15 protein-coding genes are annotated in these 18,507 nt (G+C 31.0%); 9 read left to right on the forward strand and 6 right to left on the reverse strand.

What is annotated here, in order from left to right:
• Positions 1-855, reverse strand: a complete 855-nt coding sequence (purU, locus tag HA148_RS09465; RefSeq protein ID WP_209132166.1) for a formyltetrahydrofolate deformylase — start codon at positions 853-855, stop codon at positions 1-3.
• A gap of 48 nt (positions 856-903) precedes the next feature.
• Here purU and HA148_RS09470 point away from each other — a divergent pair, with 48 nt between their 5' ends.
• Entirely contained in the window at positions 904-1,986 is a 1,083-nt protein-coding gene (locus HA148_RS09470; protein WP_209132167.1) for an NAD(P)/FAD-dependent oxidoreductase, read from the forward strand.
• On the opposite strand, the gene dnaK is transcribed toward HA148_RS09470, so the two are convergent.
• Positions 1,983-3,890: a molecular chaperone DnaK gene (dnaK, locus tag HA148_RS09475; RefSeq protein WP_209132231.1), complete on the reverse strand. Its 1,908-nt coding sequence runs from the start codon at positions 3,888-3,890 to the stop codon at positions 1,983-1,985. The genes HA148_RS09470 and dnaK overlap by 4 nt on opposite strands.
• A 115-nt stretch (positions 3,891-4,005) precedes the next feature.
• Here dnaK and HA148_RS09480 point away from each other — a divergent pair, with 115 nt between their 5' ends.
• Together HA148_RS09480 and rpsF are read left to right on the forward strand one after the other, a co-directional pair.
• The gene (locus HA148_RS09480) at positions 4,006-4,866 is read left to right on the forward strand and encodes a shikimate dehydrogenase (protein ID WP_209132168.1); all 861 of its coding nucleotides are present in this window, start codon (positions 4,006-4,008) and stop codon (positions 4,864-4,866) included.
• Between the two features lie 101 nt (positions 4,867-4,967).
• A complete protein-coding gene (gene rpsF / locus HA148_RS09485; protein ID WP_209132169.1) occupies positions 4,968-5,423 on the forward strand; it encodes a 30S ribosomal protein S6 in 456 nt (151 codons plus the stop codon).
• Between the two features lie 9 nt (positions 5,424-5,432).
• Here the strand turns inward: rpsF and HA148_RS09490 are convergent, their stop codons facing one another.
• Complete coding sequence (locus HA148_RS09490) at positions 5,433-6,647, reverse strand: argininosuccinate synthase (protein ID WP_209132171.1); 1,215 nt, start codon at positions 6,645-6,647, stop codon at positions 5,433-5,435.
• A gap of 285 nt (positions 6,648-6,932) precedes the next feature.
• Here HA148_RS09490 and HA148_RS09495 point away from each other — a divergent pair, with 285 nt between their 5' ends.
• Genes HA148_RS09495 through HA148_RS09505 form a run of 3 tightly spaced genes read left to right on the forward strand, consistent with a single transcriptional unit; the run spans position 6,933 to position 8,527 of the window.
• Entirely contained in the window at positions 6,933-7,211 is a 279-nt protein-coding gene (locus HA148_RS09495) for a DUF3134 family protein (protein WP_209132173.1), read from the forward strand.
• Positions 7,195-8,271, forward strand: a complete 1,077-nt coding sequence (mraY, locus tag HA148_RS09500; protein ID WP_209132175.1) for a phospho-N-acetylmuramoyl-pentapeptide-transferase — start codon at positions 7,195-7,197, stop codon at positions 8,269-8,271. Before HA148_RS09495 ends, mraY begins: the two co-directional genes overlap by 17 nt.
• Positions 8,272-8,281: 10 nt before the next feature.
• Positions 8,282-8,527: a hypothetical protein gene (locus HA148_RS09505; protein WP_209132177.1), complete on the forward strand. Its 246-nt coding sequence runs from the start codon at positions 8,282-8,284 to the stop codon at positions 8,525-8,527.
• Here HA148_RS09505 and HA148_RS09510 read toward each other — a convergent pair.
• The 3 genes from HA148_RS09510 to HA148_RS09520 all read right to left on the reverse strand — a co-directional run bounded on the left by HA148_RS09510 (position 8,461) and on the right by HA148_RS09520 (position 14,709).
• Entirely contained in the window at positions 8,461-9,870 is a 1,410-nt protein-coding gene (locus HA148_RS09510) for a glycosyltransferase (RefSeq protein ID WP_209132179.1), read from the reverse strand. The two genes, HA148_RS09505 and HA148_RS09510, sit on opposite strands and share 67 nt — an antisense overlap.
• A gap of 201 nt (positions 9,871-10,071) precedes the next feature.
• On the reverse strand, positions 10,072-12,975 hold the full coding sequence (uvrA, locus tag HA148_RS09515; protein ID WP_209132181.1) for an excinuclease ABC subunit UvrA: 2,904 nt from the start codon (positions 12,973-12,975) through the stop codon (positions 10,072-10,074).
• Between the two features lie 54 nt (positions 12,976-13,029).
• Positions 13,030-14,709, reverse strand: coding sequence for an AAA family ATPase (locus HA148_RS09520; protein ID WP_209132183.1), 1,680 nt, complete (start codon positions 14,707-14,709; stop codon positions 13,030-13,032).
• A gap of 68 nt (positions 14,710-14,777) precedes the next feature.
• On the opposite strand from HA148_RS09520, the gene HA148_RS09525 reads away from it, so the two are divergent.
• Genes HA148_RS09525 through thrC form a run of 3 tightly spaced genes read left to right on the forward strand, consistent with a single transcriptional unit; the run spans position 14,778 to position 18,317 of the window.
• A complete protein-coding gene (locus HA148_RS09525; protein WP_209132185.1) occupies positions 14,778-16,634 on the forward strand; it encodes an ABC1 kinase family protein in 1,857 nt (618 codons plus the stop codon).
• Entirely contained in the window at positions 16,635-17,207 is a 573-nt protein-coding gene (locus HA148_RS09530) for an alpha/beta hydrolase (protein ID WP_209132187.1), read from the forward strand. It abuts the gene before it with no gap.
• A 6-nt stretch (positions 17,208-17,213) separates the two neighbouring features.
• Positions 17,214-18,317, forward strand: a complete 1,104-nt coding sequence (gene thrC / locus HA148_RS09535) for a threonine synthase (protein WP_209132190.1) — start codon at positions 17,214-17,216, stop codon at positions 18,315-18,317.
• Positions 18,318-18,507 lie beyond the last annotated feature (190 nt).

The raw sequence follows: 18,507 nt of genomic DNA on the forward strand, positions 1-18,507 counted from the left end.
TCAATCAAAAACAGCAGTTTTGCTGTTATAGACAAATACTTGATGATTTAGATGTAATCTAACTGCTCTTGCTAAAGCTATTCTTTCAATATCTCTTCCTTTTCTAATCAAATCATCAACTTCATCCCTATGACTTACATTAACTGTACATTGCTCTATTATCGGGCCTTCATCAAGATCTTCAGTAACATAGTGAGCAGTAGCACCGATTAATTTAACACCTCTCTTCCATGCTCTATGATATGGTTGCCCGCCCTTAAATGCAGGTAAGAAAGAATGATGAATATTTATTATCGAAGAAAACTTTTTTAAAAAAGAGTCACTCAAAATTTGCATATATTTGGCTAATACAACAAGTTCAATGTCATATTTTTTTAGTAAATTTAAAAATTGATCTTCAACAATAGTTTTTTCAGTTTTAAAGGTATCAAAATGGACAAATTTTGCATTAAAGTCATTTGCAATATTTTCAAGATAAGAATGATTTGAAATTATTAAAGGAACTTTCATTTTGAGTTCTCCATTTCTTACTCGCCAAAGTAAATCAATCAAACAATGATTTTGTTTACTTACAAAAATCGCAACATTTGGGATTTCATCAGAATAATTTACGTTAAATTGTCCATTTACTTCATCTGCAATTTTTTCAAATTCTTTATAAATTTCATCCCTATTAAAAGATTCATTGTTAATATTCCATTCAATTCGACTAAGAAACAAACCTGCATCTTGATCTGTATGATGATCAGAATGTTTTATGTTGCCACCGTAATTTGAAATCCAACTTGTAAGTAAACTTACAAGGCCAGGACGATCGGGACAAACAATTTGGAATATAATTGATGGATGTTCCAAAAAATCTTTAACTAATTAGTCAAATAAGCAAGTATTTCTAATATATCAATGAAAAGCTTAAAAGAAAATTTTCAAAAAGCAAAGATAGTTATTATTGGATCAGGGATTATTGGAAAATTTAACGCCTTAGAATTATCAGAATTAGGTTTCCAGGTAACGATAATAGATCCAACTCAACTCCAAAATAGTAGCAATGCAGCTTTAGGCTTGCTAATGGGTAATATGTATCAAAAAAGAAGGGGTAGAAGCTGGGATCTCAGGAAACAAAGTATTGAATTATGGCCACAATGGATTACGTTCTTACAAAAATTTAATTCTGAATTAAATATCGAAAAACCATTAATACAACTAACTACTAATGAAGAAAAGTTTAAAAAATTAGAGAAATTTGTTTATGAAAATAATGATCCAACTTTACTAATTTTAAAAAGAGACTCAATATTAATCAAAAATATAAATAAAGCCTTCCAAACAAAAAATATAAAAGGAATGATCTCCTTCAAAGATGGAAGAATAAATGCTTTATCATTACTTCAAACATTAGATAAATATCTAAAAAATAAAAAAGTAAATTATTTACAAGGAGAAATAATAAAAATAAGAAAATCAAACAATCAATGGATTTCTACAACAAGGAATAATGAAAATATCAAATCTGACATGGTTATTTTGTGTAATTCACTAAAAGCGATTGATTTAATAGATAGCCGATCTCACAACATCAAATTAAAGCCTGTTTTAGGACAAGCTATGGAAATTGAGATTAATGATCCACAAGTTGATTTGTTATCGCTGCCAAAACAATTCAATATAAATGGTAAAAATATAATTCAAAAATCAAAAAATAAGCTAATTATTGGATCAACTGACGAATATAGTACTAAGCCAGAAAAAAATACATTCGAAAAACTCACAAATTTTCTCGATAAAAAACCAAATTGGCTGGAGAAAGGAAAAATTTCAAAAAAGTGGTACGGAATTAGGTCAAGACCAGATGGTGAACCTTCACCAATAATGAAAAATCTTGCAGATGGACTAATTATATGTACAGGTTTTTATAAAAATGGGATTTTACTTGCTCCCGCTTGCTCTAAATGGGTTGCTGATGAAATTAAAAATTACCTTTACTAATCTTTTGTTTCAGTAAAGTCTGCATCAATTACATCATCTCCACCTTTTTCATTTGAATCACTCTGATCAGGACCGCCTGCTGCACCAGTTGATGGAGGCTGATTGCCTGGTTGCTGATAAACAGATGAACCAACTGCATAAAGTTCTTGCTGGAGTTCTTCAAGAAGTTTTTTCATTGATTCATAATCTTCTTTTGAAGTTGCTTCTTTTAAAGCATTACTTTTTTCTTCAACTTTAGACTTTGCAGCAGCATCAATTTTGTCTCCTAACTCACCAAGTTGCTTTTCTGTCTGGTAGACAAGAGTTTCAGCTTGATTTTTTAAATCAATTTTTTCTCTTTTTTCTTTATCAGCAGATGCATTTGATTCAGCATCTTTTACCATTTTTTCTACTTCATTATCAGAAAGAGTAGAAGCACCAGTAATAGAAATACTTTGCTCTTTACCACTTCCTTTATCTTTAGCGGTAACACTAAGAATTCCATTTGCATCAATATCAAATGTAACTTCAATTTGCGGAACTCCTCTTGGTGCTGACGGTATTCCATCCAATCTAAAGGTTCCTAAGCTTTTGTTATCAGAAGCCATTTCTCTTTCACCCTGTAAAACATGTATTTCAACATTTGTTTGACCGTCTACAGCAGTTGAATATGTTTCAGATTTCTTTGTAGGTACTGTAGTATTTCGATTTATCATTTTTGTCATTACTCCGCCTAGAGTCTCTACACCTAGAGAAAGTGGAGTAACGTCAAGCAACAATATATCTTTAACCTCTCCTGCCAAAACTCCTCCCTGTATTGCAGCTCCAACAGCTACTACCTCATCAGGATTAACGGTTTGATTTGGATCTTTACCAATTATTTTTTTAACTAAGTCTAGAACAGCAGGTATTCTGGATGAGCCTCCGACCATAACAACTTCATCAATTTCACTAGTAGAAATTTTTGCATCGCTTATAGCTCTCTCAACTGGGGTCTTACACCTATCAATTAAAGAAGCTGCTAGTTCCTCGAACTTTGCTCTAGTAAGGTTCAAATCTAAATGTTTTGGTCCTTCAGGCGTGGCTGTAATAAAAGGTAAATTTATCTCACTTTGCGTAGCATTTGAGAGCTCTATTTTTGCTTTTTCTGCAGCTTCAGTCAATCTTTGCAAAGCTTGCTTATCTTGTCTGAGATCAATTCCCTCATTTGATTTAAAAGTATTAGCTAAGTGATCTACAATACATCTATCAAAATCATCACCACCTAGATGTGTGTCTCCAGAAGTAGATAGAACTTCAGTTACTCCATCTCCTGCTTCAATAACTGAGACATCAAATGTTCCTCCCCCTAAATCAAAAACAAGAATTTTTTCATTTTCTTTATCTAAACCATATGCTAAAGCTGCAGCGGTTGGCTCATTAACAATTCTAAGGACTTCTAAACCTGCAATCTTTCCAGCATCTTTAGTAGCCTGTCTTTGTGAATCATTAAAATAAGCTGGAACTGTAATTACAGCTTGTGTAATTTTTTCACCAAGGTATTTACCCGCATCATCTGCTAACTTTCTTAAAACTTGAGAGCTTACCTCTTCAGGAGAAAACTGCTTATCCAAAATAGGGCATTTTAATTTGACACTAGAACCAGATTTTTCAACAGAATAACTAACTTCTTTGGATTCTTCATTAACTTCATCAACTCTTCTTCCAACAAATCGTTTTGCTGAATAAAAAGTATTTTCAGGGTTCATTACAGCCTGTCTCTTAGCTATTTGTCCAACAAGCTGATCTTGATTTTTTGTATATGCAACAACTGATGGAGTAGTTCTGAAACCCTCAGCATTTGCTATTACAGTAGGTTTACCACCTTCCATTACAGCAACACAACTATTAGTTGTTCCTAAATCAATTCCTACAACCTTACCCATGGGTAAACACTTTATATTTGTTATTCTCCATAATCGGTCATTGACGTCATTATTGTTACTCAAAGATGGGGTGTGGTTCCCGAACAGATCATTATTTTAAAAAAAAAATCTAAACATGATTTCAAGTAAGACATCTTTTATAGCATTAATCGGCAATCCAGTAAGCCACTCATTGTCACCGATTATGCAAAATGCTGCATTCCAATATTTAGGCCTAGATTTAATTTATATTGCTATACCTTGCAAAGATGAAGATCTAGAATTGGTTCTGAATTCTTTGAAAAAAATTAATTGCAAGGGTTTAAATATTACAATTCCCCATAAAGAAAAAGTATTTAACCTATGTAGTGAAATTTCGCCTATTGCAAGCAAACTGAAAGCCATTAATACCCTGAAATTAAATTCTGAAAATGAATGGAGCGCTACTAATACTGATTTAGAAGGATTTATTTATCCATTAAAAAATTTAAACTTAGCAAAGAAAAAATCAATAGTTCTTGGCTCTGGGGGTGCAGCAAAATCTGTTATTCAAGGTTTAATAAATTTAAATCTTTCAAAAATTTCAGTAATAGCACGTAACAAATCATCACTAGATGAATTAATAAAAAAATTTGAAAATCAAATTGAACTTCAGGGCTTCTTAAGTAACGATAATCAAGCTCAAAATTCAATTGAAGAAGCAGATTTGGTTGTAAATACAACGCCAGTAGGAATGAAAACAGCTAATAATGAGTCGAATGTATTGCCATATGGAGATTATTTTTGGAGATCTCTTAACTCAAAAACTATTGTTTATGATTTAATCTATAATCCTGCTCCGACTCATCTATTAAAATTCAGCGCCAATAAAGGATGCATGACTATCGATGGTTTGCAAATGCTTGTTGCTCAGGGATTGAAATCATTATCATTTTGGACAAATGGCTTAGAAGTACCTTTTCATATTATGAACGATGCACTCAAAAATCATCTTTAAAATAATGCTAATTTTCAAGGAACTGCACATCATGATGTATCGTTAAAGATGAACAGACGCTCATAAATTAATAATATGAGCCAAAGACCTTGTCTGAAACTATGAACGATCAACAATTTTATTACGAAACCATGTATATCCTCCGCCCAGATATTGCGGAAGATGAAGTAACTAAACACATTGATAAATACAATAAGCTTTTAGAAGAATTTGGCGGTACCATCCTCGATAGTCAAATGAGGGGTAAAAGAAGATTAGCCTATCAAATAGCAAAACATAGAGAAGGTATTTACGTCCAACTAAGTCATCAAGGAGATGGACAACATATTTTCAAAATCGAAAAAGCAATGAGACTAAGTGAAGATGTTATTAGATACATGACCGTTAAACAAGAAGGGCCCTTGCCAACTCCAAGACCTTCTACGAAGAGTTCAACTAAAGCAGATGATAAAGAAAATCCAGAAACTAAAATTGAATCTAAGGAAGAACAATCAAAAGTAAGCGCAGATACTTCAACTTCGGGAAAAGATAATATTGAAACTAAAGAAAATGAATAATATTAAATATTAATCACTTGACTTTGAATTTAACTCGGCCCAAATTTTATTAGACATACCCCACATATAAATAAAACCCTCTGCTAAAGAATGTTTAAAGCCATCATCACGACTATAAGTTGCCAAATCCTCTCTGTAAAGTGAATTATTTTCAGACATTCTTCCAATTATTATGGCGTTTCCCTTATGAAGTCTAATCTTTACTCTTCCATTAACTGAGGTTTGAGTTGATGAAATAAAAGCATCTAAACTATCTTTAAGAGGTCCAAACCAAAAACCTTGATAAACCAATTGGCCCCATTTTTTTTCCACTATCCCTTTAAAATCTATAACATTGGGGTTTAATGTAATACTTTCTAACTCTCTGTGAGCTTTGATTAAAAGTAAGAGTCCAGGTGTTTCATAAATCTCTCTACTTTTGATTCCTACTACTCTATCTTCAATCATATCTATTCTTCCAAAACCATGTTCACCTGCAAGATTATTAGCTTTTTGAATAATCTCAACTGGAGTTAAAAATTCATCATTAATTGCAACTGGAAACCCATTTTTAAAAACAATTTCTATATCTTGATGGAAATCAGGTGAATTATTAATTGATGATGTAATGGCAAATATATCTTCAGGTGGTTCTTGCATTGGGTCTTCTAATAGACCCGCTTCAATACTCCTACCAAGCAAGTTCACATCAATTGAATATGGTGATTTTTTTGATACTGGTGCAGGAATACCAAATTTTTCTCCATACAATATTGCCTCTTCCCTACTCATATTCCACTCCCTTGCAGGAGTAATTATTTTCAAATCAGGTCCCAAAGCATTTATTGCTAAATCAAATCGAACTTGATCATTCCCTTTACCAGTACATCCATGAGCCACTGCATCAGCATTAATCTCTCGTGCAATATTTACTAGATTTTCAGCAATTAAAGGTCTTGCAAGAGCTGTAGATAGAGGATATTTATCTAAATATAATGCGTTTGCTCTAATAGCTGGAAAAGCAAATCTCTCGACAAAACTATCAATTAAATTGCCAACGATTGATTGGGATGCACCAGAATTTAAAGCTTTTTGCCTAATAAGTTCTAAATCTTCGCCTTGTCCAAGATCTGCCACAAAAGTAACAACTTCTGAAATCCCATATTCATTCTTCAGATATGGAATACAAACGCTAGTATCAACGCCGCCAGAATAAGCAAGTACAACTTTTTTTGTCTGCTTCATTTAAATTTTCTCCATAAATTTTTATTTTTTGCCGTAATTAAGAATTTGAAAACTTATTCAAAACTAATATTATTGTAACTAAAAGAGCTGGACCAAAAACTAGTAATAAGATAAGAAAATTATTAATAATTAAAACATTGGGATTAAAGTATCCTATAAGTTTAAATAATCCTGACAGCAACAATGAAATTAGCCAAATAAAAAAGTATTTTAAATTTCCTTTATCAAACAAAGTTTTTCGTCCCCATTATTATGTATTATCTTATATGTAGAACATAACAATTAATGGATTCAAATAAACTAAAAATTAGATTAGACGATATTTCTGAGGTCAACCCTGCTTTAACTTGCTACCACAGAGATGATCCAGCTCCTGTATTGCCATTAAGAGATGAACCTGATCTTCTATCTTGGCTTGAAAATTCAGGAAGACTTGTTACTGAAAAAGAAGGAGATTCACAAGAAATTAGTACAATAGAAGAAGAAGAACTTTCAGCACTTATGGGCGAAAAAGAAGATTATAAAACTGAAGAAGAACCTTCAGAAGATGATTGGGAAGATTAAAACTTTTAACTTTAAATCGTTATTAATATTAAATACTTTTGCTTTAGTTGTAACTTCATATATTTTTAATAATTTTATTTTTATAGGAGTCTTTACTTCATTTTTTTTTATTTCTTTATGTGCAACAAAAAATGGTCTAGAAATAATCAGAAAATTAAATTTACTTCAAAATATTAGAAGTGAAGGTCCAGCTAATCACTTTAAAAAAAGTGATACTCCAACAATGGGTGGGATTTTTATGATAATACCTTTTTTAATTTTGCTTTTGATAATAACCATCAATTTAGGTTCTCTAAAATTATTTCTTTTATTACTTACTATTTTTGGTTTCTTTATTACAGGATTTTTAGATGATTATTTAAGCATTAAAAAAAAGGAGAACAAAGGTTTAAAAACAAAAGAAAAATTTGCTCTTCAAAGTATTATTTCAATAATTTTTATATTTTTAGCCTATAAAAAAAATTTAATAGATCCATTCATTACAGTATCTGACTCTTGGGGAATAAACGTAAATATTTTTATATTGCCAATTTCTTTTTTAGTACTTGTTGGCATAAGTAATTCGGTTAATTTAACTGATGGGCTAGATGGATTAGCAGCTGGTTGCAGTGGGGTTGTCTTTTTTGGATTAGGAACAGAAATATTGATGAAAGGACAGCAAGAGCTTTTTGTTTTTAGTATTTTATGTTATTCAATGTCGGGCATATGCTTAGGATTTCTCAAATACAATAATTATCCTGCAAAAATATTTATGGGTGACACAGGATCTTTATCTATTGGTGCAATTCTTGGTTCTATAGCGTTATTAACTAATAGCGTTTTTACCTTATTGATATTCTCAGGAATATTTATTATTGAATCATTATCAGTAATAATTCAAGTAGGTTTTTTTAAAATTACAAAAAAGTTATTTCATAGAGGTAAACGCATATTTTTAATGGCTCCTTTGCACCACCATTTTGAACTTAAAGGAGTTAAGGAACAAAAAATAGTTGAAAATTTTTGGAAAATCAACATTTTACTTGTAATTTTAGGTATAGTTTTAAAAATCATTCTCTAGAAAATTTATTATGAGTTTTTTTACGTGGAAAGATAATGGATTAACAAGTGACTGCTCAAGTCTTGATGCAATGGCATCAAGATTTGAAGAAACTGCTAACTTAATGAAAAAACTATCTAAGAAAGGTTTCAAACTAAAGAAAACTAATAAGAATCAACTAATTCTTCACCCTGATCCTAAAGTATTTGATCAATGGGGTTTTATAAGTGAAGAACTTCCTTTTAAACAACTTTGTTTAATTTCAGAGGAAGAATAACTATTTGAACTTGAAAATTCTTCTGTGAGTATTGATAAATAATTTCGTACATGAGTGTTCCAACTAAAGTGCCTGTTAACACCCTCAATTCCATTTCTACTCCATAATTTCCACTGATTAGTATTAGAAATTCCTTTTTCAAGAAAAACTTTCAACTCATTAATATCAGTAACATCTACTAGAAGTCCATTCTCACATTTTGAACAAATTTCTTTTGGCCCTCCGTCATTTGTTGATATGATTGGTAATCCACATGAAGAAGCTTCAAGAAGCGTTAAACCAAACGGCTCTGTTAAAGCTGGATTTACGAATACACCACCTCTACTAGCAGCCCACCTATACAAAGCAGGTATCTGACTTGGGAGATGTTTCTTTGGATATGCTACCTTTCCATACAAATTATATTTATCAATTGTTTCAAAAATATTATTGAAAACATCTTTTTGTTGAGGGTCAAGTTTTGAAGTACTATCTCTACAACCCAAAATCAAAATTAAATTAGTTTTTCTTTTTAATTTTTCAGATCTTCCATATGCCTCAATCAAAGATGGAATATTTTTTCTTCTTACAGCTCTAGAAATAGTCAAAAATGGAGGTTTTGTAGAATCCTTTAGAAAAGGTTTCATCATGTTATCAATTTCGGCTGTCTCGCTTGTGGAGTGAATATGGTGAAATTTATTATGATCAACACCAGGAGGAATAACTTTAGCTTTGTGAGGTGAAAAAGAAGAATATTGTGAATATTGATACACTGACTCTTGTTTAGTGCTTGTAACAACAATATCTGCAGAGTTCAATGCTTTTTCTTCTGCGTCAATTCTTTTGCTTATAAAATAAAGTTTTTCTATTTGGTTAGTTTTTAAACCAGTATCAAGCAATTTCCTTTTTTTTTCTCTTCCTAAAGAATGACCTGTAAAAACAAGAGGAACGTTTAAGGATTTACTTAGTTTAACGCCTACATATCCAGCATCTGCATAATGAGCATGAATAAAATTAGGCTTTTTGTTTTTTTTATAGTAAGAAATTAATCTCTCAGTTAAATGATCTAAATAAGGCCAAAGCAATTCCTTTCTTAAATATTTATTAGGTCCAAATTTGAATCTTAAAATTCTAACTCCAGGTTCAACAAATTCTTCTTCTTGAGAATATTCATCATCTACTTTAGGGTCTTTTATTAAACGAGTAACTAAATCCACTTGATCAACTTCTGAAGTATTAGCCAAGCTTTTAATTAACTCTAAAACGTATTGTGTTTGCCCTCCTGTATCTGCATCCCTGCCTAGCTCAAGATTTTTAGAACGTATAAGACCATGTAAATGTAAATGTAAAAATTTCAACCTCATTCAGCAAATCCTCCGATAAACGGCCTTTAATACAAATAAGCTGAATTTTCTAAGGAAATATTAAGAAAGCATTATGATTTGAAATTTTTTCAATATGAAAGTTTTCAAAAAAGCAGTTATAGAGGAGTTTTATGCCCCTTTAAAACAGAATTTCGTGTTACTGAAATAAGTAAAATAAGAAGAAATACAACAAGGATTTTCTTATTTCAGAACCTTTTTAAGATATTTTGCTGTATGACTTGTAGGATTTTTAGCTACATCCTCAGGAATACCTTCTGCAATGATTTCTCCTCCTTTATCCCCTCCATCAGGTCCTAAATCGATAATCCAATCTGAACATCTAATAACATCTAAATTATGTTCAATAACAATTACTGAATTACCTTTATCTACCAAACGTTGAATCACATCCATTAATTTATGAACATCATAAAAACTTAACCCTGTAGTTGGTTCATCTATCAAATATAAAGTTTTTCCAGTAGCCCTTTTTGACAATTCCGTGGCTAACTTAACTCTTTGAGCCTCACCACCAGATAATGTAGGAGCTGGCTGGCCTAATTTGACATATCCTAAGCCAACATCAACCAATGTAGATAATCTATCAGCAGCTTGAGGTATAGCAGAAAAAGTTTCTGCTGCTTGTTCAACAGTCATCTCTAAAACATCAGATATATTGAAACCTTTATATTTCACCTGAAGAGTTTCCCTATTAAAACGAGCTCCTTTACATACTTCACATTGAACATACACATCAGGTAAAAAATTCATTTCAATTACATTGACTCCCTGACCTTTACAAGCTTCGCATCTTCCTCCTTTCACATTAAAACTAAATTGACCAGCCTGATAACCTCTTGCTTTTGCTTCTACTGTGGCAGTAAATATCTGCCTTATAGGATCAAAAGCACCCGTATATGTAGCAGGATTTGATCTTGGAGTTCTTCCTATTGGAGATTGATCAATAACGATAACTTTATCAATTGCCTTTATACCCTTTAACTCTTTAACACCTTGAGGAAAAGGGACTTTTAATCCTAGAGAATGACATAATGCAGGATGAAGTAATTCATTTATCAAAGTGCTCTTCCCACTTCCACTCACGCCAGTTACAGAAACTAATCTGCCTAAAGGAAATTCAACAGAAATATTTTTTAAATTATTTTTAGAGCAATTATTTAAAATTAAACTTTTTTTTACAGATGATCTACGTTCTTTGGGAGTAGGAATCGATTTCCTACCACTGAGATAAGCTCCAGTTAACGACTTTTCAGAATTTAAGACATCGTGATAAGATCCCTTAGCAATAATTTCCCCACCATAAACACCTGCCCCTGGACCAATATCTACTAAATAATCTGCGGATTTCATAGTATCTTCATCATGTTCAACGACAACCAAAGTATTTCCCAAGTCTCTTAAGCTTTTTAATGTTTCTAATAATCTGTCATTATCTCTCTGATGCAAACCAATACTTGGTTCATCTAATACATATAAAACCCCAGTAAGACCTGCACCTATTTGTGTAGCCAATCTAATACGCTGAGCCTCTCCACCAGACAGAGTCATAGCTGGTCTATCTAAAGTCAAATAATCTAAACCTACATTAATTAAAAACTTCAAACGTAAACGAATCTCTTTTAAAACCAATTCACCTATCTGCTTTTGTTTTTCTGATAAAGATATATTTTCTTTCTTTGTCTTACCTAAACCCATGATTCGCTCTACGTGATTTAGGGTTTCAGAAACGCTTATAGAAGTTAAGTCAGTAATGTTATATGGACCAAGTTTAACGGCCAAAGCCTCAGGTCTTAATCTTTTTCCAGAACATGTCTTACAGGGAACTAATTCTAGATACTTTTCTAATTTTTGTTTAACTGATTCTCCATTGGCTTCATTCAATTGCCTTTCTAATATTGGTAAAATCCCTTCAAAAGGTCTTTCAAAACCACTAGAAGTTTTAAAACGACTATCAGCTTGAATTAATATTGGTTTATCCGATCCCAAAAGTAGGACTTGTTTTTGCAAATCACTTAAATCTTTCCAAGGAGTTTTTAATTCAAAACCATAAGCTTGTCCTACAGAATAAAGTAAAGAGAAGTAATAAGTATTATCTTTCTCACTCCAAGGAGCTATTGCAGCATAAACAGGCAATGTTTTATCAGGTATAACTCTATCTGCAGTAAATTTTTTTAAATAACCAATCCCATGACAATCTGGACAGGCACCATATGGGCTATTAAAAGAAAATAATCTAGGAGAAAGTTCTTCAACAATAGAGCCATGTACAGGACATGCATAATTTTCTGAGTAAAGTTTTTCTCTCTCTAAATTAGAAGGTAAATTTTCTCCTTTTTTTGGAACAACTTCTACTATTGCTAAGCCATCGCCTCTTTTGAGACAAGTTTGTAGTGAATCATTTAATCTTTCTTGTATTCCTTCTCTTGCAATTAATCTATCAACTACTACCTCAATATTATGAATTTGATTTTTATCTAATTCAATACTATCAGCAAGTTCTCTTACCTCTCCATTGATTCTTACCCTAGCAAATCCTTCAGCAGCTAATCCGCTTATTAATTTTATATGTGTTCCTTTCTTACCTCTCACAACAGGAGCCAACAATTGGTATCTTGTTCCTTCTGGTAAAAGAAGAATTTGATCAACCATTTCATCAATTGTTTGAGGCGCAATTGGAATCCCACAGTGGTGACAATGCGGCTCACCAGCACGACCAAACAATAATCTTAAATAATCTTGTATTTCTGTTACTGTTCCAACTGTTGATCGAGGATTATGACTTGTGGATTTTTGATCAATTGAGATAGCAGGTGATAAACCTTCAATATTGTCAACATCTGGTTTATCTACTTGACCCAAAAATTGCCTTGCGTATGCAGAAAGACTCTCAACATATCTTCTTTGACCTTCGGCAAAAATAGTATCAAAAGCCAGAGAACTTTTACCACTTCCACTCACACCTGTAAAAACTATAAATTTATTCCTAGGTAGAGAAAGGTCAATATTTTTTAAATTATGCTGACGAGCTCCCCTAATATTTATTGAGTTATCTTCTCCAAAACCACTATCAACTTTATTAACCATGTTTAAATCTAAATTATGATTTAAAAAGGTTATTATAGTAGAATTTTTTCTATTTTACGCAGCTAAGCGATCAAGAAGTCTAGAAGCATATTCATTTACTTCGCGTGAACCTCCACCTATAAGTTCTATTAGTTCATTTTTTCTTTGATTTTTTGTAGTTAGTTTTGCTATTGAAGTATAAGTTATTCCATTAATTACTTTTTTATTTACTTTGAAATGAGCTGATCCCCTAGCAGCTAGGAATGGCTGATGTGTAATACATAAGACTTGTTGATTTTTAGAAATTTCTTTTATAAGCTCAACCAAAGAAAATAGAGATTTACCACTTAAACCACTATCAATTTCATCTAAAAAGAAAGTATTGGGTTGTTTAGAAATACTAGATTTAATAGCTAATAAAAATCTTGACATTTCTCCACCAGAAATAACATTTGATAATGGAGCAAGCTTCTGATCAGGATTAGCCGAAAACAAAAAATTTATATCGTCAATTCCATCACCAGAAGGTTTGCGTTCAGTAAATTGAATTGAAAAATTTGCATTTTCTAAACCTAGATTTCTTAAAATTGACATTACTGAATTTTGTAATTGTTTAGCTGTTTTTTTTCTTTCAGTAGATTGAATAACAAATAAAGAATTTAGATTACTTTGTAAATTCTCAATTTGAGCTTTAATACTGCAAATCTCATTACCTTGATCATTTTGTTGAAAATACGTCTTTAATTGATCGCGCTTTTCAATTAATTGAGTTAGATCCAATGAAAAAGTTCTCTCTAAGTTTTTTAAAAAGAATAATCTTTTTTGTATATCTGGAAGTTTAGACTCATAATTTTCTATTTCTTGCAAATATGATTTTAAATCAAAAATTAAATCTTCAACATCAGCATGAATATTTAATAACTTCTCTCTAAATTTTTGAATCTTTAAATCGAAATCTGCTGTTTTATTCAAAATCTTTAGTGATTGATTTATAAAAGAAGTTACTGACGGTTCATCATGACTAAAATTATTTAAATTTTCTAATGATGATTTAATTGAATTATTAATTTGAAGATTATTTACAAGTTTATTTTCTAATAACTCTAGTTCTAAAATTTCTTCACTTGAACTTAAATCAGCTTCTTCTAAACTCTTCAACATGTGTTTAATTGCCAAGTTTTTTTCTTCTTGATTCCTAGAAAATTCTATTTTTTCATCCATTAAGCCTTTTAAAACTTTAGTTTCTCCCCATATACTCTTAATCCTTTCGCTAGTATCTCTAAATTTTTTAGAACATAAGTCATCAATAATTAGTCTTCTATTATCTAAAGAATCAAAGATAAAAGTGCTAGATTGACCTGCAAAATCTACTAAAAATCCTCCAAGTTTTTCTAATGATTGTCTAGTAATTGGTAAATCATTAACGCTATATTTGGATAATATTTTATTATTTTTTTTATAAGATTTTCTTTTAATTTGTATTTCTGAAGAAGTTGTTTCAAAACCATTGCTAATTAACCAATTATTAATTTGAAAAGAAGAAGTAAATATCGCCTCAATAACGCAAAAATCTTTTCCTAGACGTATTAAATGTTTTAGAGGTATATTAGTTCCACCAAATAAAGCATTTAGGGAATCCAAAATTAATGATTTTCCTGAACCTGAATCCCCAGTTATGATATTTAAACCTTTTTCGAAATTAATTTCTATAATTTCTATTAATGCAATATTTTCTATTTTTAATTGAACTAACATGATAAATCTTCCATATAAAAAAATTAACTTCTTTTTTAAAAAAATAAAGGTTTTAAATATATAAAGTTATGAAAGAAGATTTTACTGATTTCATTGAGGTATCTGGACTCTTAAATTACGATCCAGATACAATTTCTAAAATTTACAAAAAAAATCCTAAAAGACTTTTAAAAAGACTTTGGCAAACACTCATACCTATTTTTGCTTACATCTTCTCTGTGGGATGGGATAAATTAACTGGAAGATTAAAAAATGAACAGCAAGCAAGATATAGAGCACGAGAATTGACAAATTTGTTAGTAGAACTTGGGCCCGCATTTGTTAAGGCAGGCCAAGCTTTATCAACAAGGCCAGATATAATCCCAGGGATTCTTCTAGAAGAATTATCTGAATTACAAGATCAACTCCCTGGGTTTGATGGCGGTAAAGCTATGGAATTAATAGAAGAAGATTTAGGACACAAAATAGATGAGATTTTTTTAGAAATTGACAAAGAGCCAATTTCTGCCGCTTCTTTAGGTCAAGTGCATAAAGCTAAATTAAAAAATGAAGAGATAGTTGCAATAAAAGTACAACGGCCAGGCTTGAGAGAACAAATAACCTTAGATCTTTACATAGTGAGAAATATTGCTTATTGGCTAAAAAACAATATTAAATTAATAAGAAGTGATCTAGTTGCTCTAATTGATGAATTAGGCAAAAGAGTTTTTGAAGAGATGGATTATCTAAATGAAGCTGCAAATGCAGAAAAATTTAGAGATATGCATAAACATAACAAAATGATTGCAGTACCAAAAATTTATAAAGAAATAACTTCAAGAAGAGTTTTAGCAATGGAATGGATAGACGGTACAAAATTAACAAATTTAGAAGACGTAAAAAAATTAGGAATCAATCCTGATGAAATGATTGATATAGGGGTGCAATGCAGTTTAGAACAGCTTTTAGAGCATGGTTTTTTTCATGCAGACCCACATCCAGGTAATTTATTAGCCTTAGAAGATGGAAGATTATGTTATTTAGATTTTGGAATGATGAGCGAGGTTTCCAGAGAATCTAGATCAGGATTAATTCAAGCAGTAGTACATTTAGTAAATAAAAACTTCGATAAATTGTCTCAAGATTTCGTAAAATTGGGATTTTTATCAAAGGAAGTTAATCTAGAACCCATTGTTCCAGCATTTCAAGATATTTTCATTAACGCAGTTGAAGAAGGAGTTTCGAAAATGGATTTTAAAAGCGTTACAGACGATATGTCTGGTGTTATGTATAAATTCCCTTTCAGACTACCCCCATATTATGCACTTATAATTAGGTCATTACTTACACTAGAAGGAATAGCTTTAAGCGTAGATCCAAACTTCAAAATATTAGGCGCTGCTTATCCATATTTTGCAAGAAGATTGATGGAAGACCCTGATCCACAATTAAGAGAAAGCCTTAAAGAAATGCTTTTTGATAATAAAAAATTTAAATGGGACCGTTTAGAAGATCTACTTTCTAACGCTGCAAAGCAAACAAATCTTGATTTAGAAAAACTTTTAGACGAAGTTATAAATCTTCTCTTTTCTCCAAATGGAGGTTTTCTTAGAAATGAGATAGTTGAAGGTTTAACAAATCAGATAGATTTACTTAGTCTAAAAATATTGAAAAGTTTGAATAATTATCTTCCACAATCAATAAAATTAAATACTATTAATGAAAATAATAACTTGAGTGACCTTATAATGTATGTAGAACCATTGAGAAACTTTTTAGAGATTTTACAAAAAGTACCCGGATATTCGATTAACATTTTTCTAAAAAGGGTTCCAAGACTTATAAATGAGCCCTATACAAAAGAAATGGGTATAAAAATTGCAAAAAAAATAACTGAAAAAGGAGTAGTAAGACTTGTAAAGATTGCCGCTGGTGCAAATATCTAAATGAAAATTAACAAATTTTCAATATTTAAAATATTTTTTATTTTAGTAATTTCCCCAATATTTTTTAATATTCCAAAAGCTCATTCTGCTGAAGAAATTAAAATTACTTACAGCATATTTTCTAGAACAATTAAAATAAATTCTTTAAAAACTTTTGCTAAAGAAGGTAAATCCACAAGAAAATTGAAAAGAATTTTAAAAGCAACTGGGTCTTCAGATAAAGAAATTAGAGCAGTTTTAAATAAAGATTTTGAAGTTCCTATTACCATTGCAAGTAGACTAGTATATTCTGAAATAGGAAATGTTTTTTTAACAAGACTTTCATCTGTTATCCACCCAACCAGAGCAACTGATGAAAAAACAGGCATGTTAGCCCTTAGAGCAAGCGTAATTCAAGGAATTAACATAGGAAATGGAAAAATAAATCTAATAAATTTTTTTGAAGGATATCCAACTAAAACTGTAGTTTTAGATGTCAGCGCTTTGAGCAAAGTTATGAATAAAGTAGAATCTATTTCAGAATTATTAACCTTTTTCACCAATTCCCCTCTAGAAAAAATCAAAACAAATTAAACAATCATGGTGTTATTAAATAAAATCAAAAATAAACTGCGTATTAATTACAGAAAAAAAAGATGGCCAGGTCTAATAGAAGCTTATAAACAATATCTCCCAGTTACAAAGAAAACTCCTATTATTTCCCTTAATGAAGGAAACACACCACTAATTTTAAGCGAGTCAATTAGTAACTTAATTGGAAATAAAACAAAAGTTTTTTTAAAATATGATGGCCTTAATCCAACAGGATCTTTTAAAGATCGTGGTATGACTATGGCAATTAGCAAAGCAAAAGAAGAAGGACGTGAAGCCGTTATTTGTGCAAGTACAGGAAACACCTCTGCTGCTGCTGCTGCATATGCTTCGAGAGGGGGTTTAAAACCTTATGTTTTAATCCCAGAAGGATTTGTTGCACAAGGAAAGCTTGCGCAAGCATTAATGTATGGTGCTGAGATAATATCTATTAATGGAAACTTTGATAAAGCACTTGAAATTGTTAGAGATTTATCCTCAAAACATCCTATAGAACTAGTTAATTCTGTTAATCCATATCGAATACAAGGACAAAAGACGGCAGCTTTTGAAATAGTCGATGACTTAGGTCATGCTCCTGATTGGCTTTGCATTCCAATGGGTAATGCAGGAAATATAACTGCTTATTGGATGGGATTCAAAGAATATTCAAAAATAAAAAGAAATTTAAAATTACCTATAATGATGGGTTTTCAATCCGAAGGTTCTGCTCCATTAGTAAAAAATATTATAGTTAAAGATCCAGAAACAATTGCAACTGCAATAAGAATTGGGAATCCTGTAAACAGAGAAAAAGCAAAAATAGTAAAAAAAGAGAGTAAAGGAGACTTTCAGTCAGTTACAGATGAAGAAATAGTCAATGCTTATAAAATCCTTGCCAAAGAGGGAGTATTTTGTGAACCTGCCAGTGCAGCATCAGTTGCTGGACTGATTAAAAATAAAAATAGAATTCAGAAAGAATCAACTATTGTTTGTGTTCTTACTGGAAATGGATTAAAAGACCCTGATTGCGCCATCAAAAACAATGATGCTGTTTTTAGGAAAAATATTGAGCCTTCATTAAAAAATATAACCAAAATCTTAGGATATTAAAATCCAAAAAAATATCTGTCTGTGGAAATCAATTAGAAATTAAGTGTATTTGTTGAAAAGTATAAGAAAAATAATTAAATTTGTTAAATACTTTATACATTATTTAAAAAATATAAATTTATTCAACAAATAATAAAATTTTTCCACTTACTTAAATCTTCAAAAACTAAGTAATTTTAATTCATAGAAT

It is taken from the genome of Prochlorococcus marinus XMU1405 (assembly GCF_017696275.1).
In the GTDB taxonomy this organism is placed as follows: Bacteria; Cyanobacteriota; Cyanobacteriia; order PCC-6307; family Cyanobiaceae; genus Prochlorococcus_A; species Prochlorococcus_A marinus_AB.

Coding starts and splice junctions, on each gene's coding strand:
- HA148_RS09470 (WP_209132167.1), top strand. CDS start 904: ATGAAAAGCTTAAAAGAAAATTTTCAAAAAGCAAAGATAGTTATTATT.
- dnaK (WP_209132231.1), bottom strand. CDS start 3,890: ATGGGTAAGGTTGTAGGAATTGATTTAGGAACAACTAATAGTTGTGTT.
- HA148_RS09480 (WP_209132168.1), top strand. CDS start 4,006: ATGATTTCAAGTAAGACATCTTTTATAGCATTAATCGGCAATCCAGTA.
- rpsF (WP_209132169.1), top strand. CDS start 4,968: ATGAACGATCAACAATTTTATTACGAAACCATGTATATCCTCCGCCCA.
- HA148_RS09490 (WP_209132171.1), bottom strand. CDS start 6,647: ATGAAGCAGACAAAAAAAGTTGTACTTGCTTATTCTGGCGGCGTTGAT.
- HA148_RS09495 (WP_209132173.1), top strand. CDS start 6,933: ATGGATTCAAATAAACTAAAAATTAGATTAGACGATATTTCTGAGGTC.
- mraY (WP_209132175.1), top strand. CDS start 7,195: ATGATTGGGAAGATTAAAACTTTTAACTTTAAATCGTTATTAATATTA.
- HA148_RS09505 (WP_209132177.1), top strand. CDS start 8,282: ATGAGTTTTTTTACGTGGAAAGATAATGGATTAACAAGTGACTGCTCA.
- HA148_RS09510 (WP_209132179.1), bottom strand. CDS start 9,870: ATGAGGTTGAAATTTTTACATTTACATTTACATGGTCTTATACGTTCT.
- uvrA (WP_209132181.1), bottom strand. CDS start 12,975: ATGGTTAATAAAGTTGATAGTGGTTTTGGAGAAGATAACTCAATAAAT.
- HA148_RS09520 (WP_209132183.1), bottom strand. CDS start 14,709: ATGTTAGTTCAATTAAAAATAGAAAATATTGCATTAATAGAAATTATA.
- HA148_RS09525 (WP_209132185.1), top strand. CDS start 14,778: ATGAAAGAAGATTTTACTGATTTCATTGAGGTATCTGGACTCTTAAAT.
- HA148_RS09530 (WP_209132187.1), top strand. CDS start 16,635: ATGAAAATTAACAAATTTTCAATATTTAAAATATTTTTTATTTTAGTA.
- thrC (WP_209132190.1), top strand. CDS start 17,214: ATGGTGTTATTAAATAAAATCAAAAATAAACTGCGTATTAATTACAGA.